Origin of the sequence: Nevskia sp. (genome assembly GCF_023266035.1) — a bacterium.
GTDB lineage: Bacteria > Pseudomonadota > Gammaproteobacteria > Nevskiales > Nevskiaceae > Nevskia.
On record NZ_JAHFRY010000222.1, the window covers coordinates 1 to 4,166 of the forward strand.

5 protein-coding genes are annotated in these 4,166 nt (G+C 64.2%); 3 read left to right on the forward strand and 2 right to left on the reverse strand.

Annotated features, from left to right (window positions below; all coding sequences use genetic code 11):
• The coding region (locus Q0D45_RS21120) for an amidase family protein (RefSeq protein WP_293397762.1) at positions 1-371 on the reverse strand (371 nt) is incomplete at its 3' end.
• A 163-nt stretch (positions 372-534) separates the two neighbouring features.
• Between Q0D45_RS21120 and Q0D45_RS21125 the strand changes: the two genes are divergently transcribed.
• The 3 genes from Q0D45_RS21125 to Q0D45_RS21135 all read left to right on the forward strand — a co-directional run bounded on the left by Q0D45_RS21125 (position 535) and on the right by Q0D45_RS21135 (position 3,587).
• Positions 535-1,779 carry a hypothetical protein gene (locus Q0D45_RS21125; protein WP_293397765.1) on the forward strand — a complete coding sequence of 415 codons (1,245 nt, stop codon included), beginning with the start codon at positions 535-537 and terminating at the stop codon, positions 1,777-1,779.
• Between the two features lie 82 nt (positions 1,780-1,861).
• Entirely contained in the window at positions 1,862-3,199 is a 1,338-nt protein-coding gene (locus Q0D45_RS21130; RefSeq protein ID WP_293397768.1) for an asparaginase domain-containing protein, read from the forward strand.
• The gene (locus tag Q0D45_RS21135; protein ID WP_293397771.1) at positions 3,156-3,587 is read left to right on the forward strand and encodes a hypothetical protein; all 432 of its coding nucleotides are present in this window, start codon (positions 3,156-3,158) and stop codon (positions 3,585-3,587) included. The genes Q0D45_RS21130 and Q0D45_RS21135 overlap by 44 nt, the downstream gene beginning before the upstream one ends.
• Before the next feature lie 14 nt (positions 3,588-3,601).
• Here the strand turns inward: Q0D45_RS21135 and Q0D45_RS21140 are convergent.
• On the reverse strand, positions 3,602-4,166 hold a 565-nt coding region (locus Q0D45_RS21140), incomplete at its 5' end, for an energy transducer TonB (RefSeq protein WP_293397774.1).

Sequence of the window (4,166 nt, forward strand, 5' to 3'; positions counted from 1 at the left end):
CCGGCGGTGGTCGGCAGATCGAAAGTGTCGTAGTTGTCCTTCAGCACCACGGGAATGCCATGCAGCGGGCCGCGCAGCTTGCCGGCCTTGCGCTCCTTGTCGAGCGAGCGCGCCGTTTCCAGCGCCTTCGGATTGATCAGGATCACCGAATGGATCGCCGGGCCGCGATTGTCGTAGGCCTCGATGCGCTTCAGGTACAGCGACACCAGGCGCTCGCTGCTCAGTGAACCGTCGCTCATCGCCTGCTGCAGTTCGGCGATGCTGGCGTCGGTCAGCGGCACCGGCGCAGCCTGAGCGATGGGCGCCGCCATGAACAGTGCAGCGGCAAGTGCCAGCGGACGCAGGCGGTGGGAAAGCAGTGGCGTGTTCATCGAAGCTCCGCGCGTGGGTTGGGTCGTCATTGCTTCAGACGCCGCTTTGCCCCCGCGCCCTACCCGCGCGTCGGCCTTCACTGGCCTTTGCCCGGCCTTTGCATTGGCTGCCGAAACCCGCGAGCCTGTGCGGATCGCCGCGGGGTCGGCTTCGGGAGCCTCCATGTCTCGCTGGAAACTTGTATGGGTCTTGTCGGCAGCTTGGGCTGCGAGCGCTGCCCGGGCGGACGATTCCTGGTTCGGCGATGTCGAGCAGTACACGCGGCTGCGCGATACCCGCATCGATGTCGCCGGCCCCGAGCCGGCCAGCTTCACTGCGCTGGGCGTGGCGCCGTTTCTCACGGCGCAGTCGCTGGCCTCGTCCGATTTCTCGATCGCTGCTGCACAGGTGTTCGATGACCAGGGCCATCCGCGCGGAGCACTCGGCATCGATTTCGCGCCGCTGAGCCTGAGCGAATCGCGGCTCGATCTCGCCGACTATCAGCACAATCGCGAGAAGCGTTTCGTGTCACGCATCCAGCTATCGATGGCGGTCAGCAAGGGCGAGAGCGACGACGATCGCAGCACCCGCTTCGCGCCGACCTTGCGCATCGTCCTGCACGAGCAGCGCGATCCTCGCGTGCATCGCGGCCCGGGCTCGCTGAAAGATTGCTTCGAGCGGCACGTGAGCCCGCCAGAGCAAGCCCGCAGCCAGCTGGCCGAGCTTGCGGCACGCCTGAAAGCTGTCGATCGGCTCCTGCAGGACCCGAACACTGAACCGGCCCAACGCCAGGAAGCGCAGCAGCAACAAGCCGCACTGCAGGCGCAATGGCAAGCCAGCCAGAGCGCGTATCGAGCCGCGCTGCACGAGACCGTGCGTGTAGGCATGCGCGCCTGCCGCGATGATCCCCAGGTGGCCGCCTACACCTGGAACGCCACCGGCCATGCGATCGGCATCTCGCCGACCTTCCGCACGCTCGGCGATGGTCTCGGCGCGCTCGAACCAAGAGGCTTCGTCGCCTTCGCCACCACCGCCTATGGCTTCGATGCACTCGGCACGCACCCGGACTACGCGCCCTCGTTTCTCGGCCGCCACGCCCAGGTCCTCGGCCAGGTGCTGTATCGCCACAACGAGCCCTTGCCGGATCCACGGCAGCCAAGGACGTTCGTCGATGCCGACGAAATCGTCGTCTCCGCACGCCTGCGCGGCGGCACCTCGCCATGGAATGCCAATCTGGAAACCGCCGTGCTCCACGACTGGTTCAGGAACGGCGACGACGACACTTTCTACAAGCTCAGCGCCGGCACCGATCTGCACCTCGGCAAAGGCCTGTGGATGAGCCTGAGCATCGGCCGCACGTTCTGGCGCGGGGCGATCGCCAACGAGACTTCGGGCGGCGTGACCTTGAAGAAGTCCTTCCTGAACTGAGCCACCGCTCATCAACGGTGGGGGTCTGCCAGTGGCGCGCGTCTAAAGGAATGCGGATGTCCGCTTGCCCTTCGAGTCGACCATGCTCCCGTCCCGCTTCATGCCGCGTCGCACACGAATCGCCGCCGCTCTTGCCGCCGGCCTGATCACGATCATCGCGGGCACTGCCGCCGCTGCTGACAGCAAGCCACGCATCGCCGTGTTCTCCGGCCCGACGTCGACGATCCAGAACAACAAGCCACTGATCACCAGCAACAAGGCACGCGCTCAGTACGGCCTGCCCTTGCTGACCGATGCCTGGGGCAAGACCCAGACCGACTGGCCGCGCTATCAGCGCCTGGCCGCGCCGGTCACCGTCTATGTCGAACAGTTCTCGGCGCATCCGCTGGAAGCCGACGTCGCCGAGCTGTACGCGCCGCCGGATGGCTACGTGAGCACCGCCGGCAAGTTCTCGAAAACCCGTGGCGGCGCCGACGACAAGCCAGTCTATGCCGTCACCTTGAAGCCCGAAGACGGCCTCTACGCGCTGCCCTACATGGGCCGCCAGGCCAATGGCAAAGCCTGGGACGACACCTTCGCGTTTCCCGGTGCGCCGTTCGCGCAGTCACGGCAGACCTTCGTGCCCGATGGCTCGAGAATCTTTGCCGAGATCGAACGCGATGGCGGCGGCATCGAAGCCCGGGCCGATTACGACTTCTATCGCGCCGTGCCCTCCGGCGGCTACACCAAGGGCCTGCCAGCGGCCAAGCGCAGCGACACCGGCGAAGGCGACATCGCGCCGGAAAAGCTCGGCCGCGATTTCTTCAGCTACGGCCCCTACTCGGCCTCGCAGATCCGGCCGATGCTGGCCCGCGAAGCGAACATCGTTCAGCGGGTGCTGGCCAGCGGCAAGTACGCCGGCGCGATCTGGCTGGAAGGCAGCCCGACGGTCGAAGACAGCGCCTACTGGCTGAGCCTGCTGATCGACACGCAACTGCCGATCTCCGCCAACTCCGCGCACCGCAATCGCGGCCTGGTCAGTGCCGATGGCGACGGCAACATTCTCGATTCGATCGACTACATCAACTCGAAAGTCTGGGCCGACGAACAAGGCCGCAACCGGCTCGGCACGGTGATGGTCCAGGACGAGATCATCTACTCCGCACGCGAAGTCGAGAAAGGCGATGCCCATCCCGGCGCCTATGTCGCCACCGGTGGCTACGGCGGCATCTTCGGCTCGATGACCGCCGGCGCCTATCTCACCAACATCCCGACCCGCAAGCACACCTGGAAATCCGAGCTGCGCATCAGCCAGCTGCCGGCCAGCCAGAGTGGCTGGCTGAAAACCAAGGCCGGCAAGGTCGAAGCGGTGACCGTGACGATCAAGAACGCAGCCGATGCTCAAGGGCGACAACTGGTACGACGACAGCGGCGTGCCTGATCCCGCCGCTGAAAAAGGCATCGCCGCGACTATCGACATGCTGCTCAGCGAGTACCCGCTGGCCGGCATCGTCGGCGAAGGCCTGGCGCCGTATTCGAGCATGTCCGCCTCGCAGGACAAGGCTTTGGAACTCGCCGTGCTGCAAGGCCTGCCGGTGGTCAAGACGGCACGCGGCGACGCCAGCGGCCTGGTCAAGGTCAACCCGCGCAACCTGTTCATCGAAGGCAACAACCTGACCACGACCAAGGCGCGCCTGCTGCTGACGGCGGCGCTGATGAAGTTCGGGCCGTTGCCGAGGGTGGCGGATGTGACGCGTCCGACGGCGGAGGAGTTGGTGGCGATTCGGGAGAAGCTGGCTTTGTATCAGGAGGTTTTTCAGACGCATTGAGGGGATGCTTGCAGCTAGGGAGATAACGTGAAAGTGATCGGCATATCGACGAAGAATTCCTGGACTTTGGCATCGATTGTTTCAGGGATCGCAGGAAACACCGGATCATAGACAGCCCGAATACAAGCCTCGTCCAGACGGGCAAAACCTGAGGATTGACTGATCTCGACGTTGGCTAGTGAGCCATCGCGACGGAGCATCAATCTGAGCTTGCAAACGCCTTGCTCGCCAGCGACCAGAGACTCTGGCGGATAGACCACATGCTTTGCCACGAGATTCTGTACGTCACGGTAGTAGGGGCGTGGTTTCGAAGCGGCGATTGCAGGCTGCTCGATGGCGACCTGAGTGGTAACGGGCTCGTTGGTACAACTGGATAGCAGGCTTGCAAGCAGCAAGAGGAAAATCCTGGTCATGAACTCTTTTTCCTCACCTGGTTGGTTTGAGATTGATCGACCGTTGCGTTTGGTAGCTAGCTTCAGCGCACTATTCCGCGCTATCGCGCGGGTCACTTTCTTCGAACGCCCGAAGAAAGTAACCAAAGAAGTGCGCTCCGCGGCATGCCGCCGGAAGACGATGAAG